The sequence below is a fragment of the Salmonella sp. SAL4457 genome (assembly GCF_046548235.1).
GTDB classification, from domain to species: Bacteria; Pseudomonadota; Gammaproteobacteria; order Enterobacterales; family Enterobacteriaceae; genus Salmonella; species Salmonella enterica.
On sequence record NZ_JBGDZO010000717.1, the window covers coordinates 1 to 261 of the forward strand.

At 68.6% G+C, this 261-nt stretch carries 1 protein-coding gene; it reads right to left on the bottom strand.

The genetic code is table 11. The features are described 5' to 3' along the window. Window positions 1-241 (bottom strand): proline racemase family protein (locus ACLJNW_RS26025; protein ID WP_410961480.1); only part of this gene is annotated, 241 nt, incomplete at its 3' end. Window positions 242-261: the final 20 nt, after the last annotated feature.

Sequence of the window (261 nt, forward strand, 5' to 3'; positions counted from 1 at the left end):
TGATGATCCAGCCCATCTGCGCGCGCGGGTCCTTGGCCGGCACCAGCAGATTGGCGTGGCGGAACACTCCGCCGCGCGGTTCGTTGAGGACGAAGTTGCGCAGGTCCTGGTCTCTGGCGATCCAGCGCGACTGTTCCCAGAGGGTGGCGCCGGGCGGCGCGGCGACGCCGCCGACGATCACGTCGCCGACCTCGCCTTCGGCATGGCAACTGACGATGTGGACGATCCGCTGCGAACGCATGGCTATCTCCTGTGCGGGGG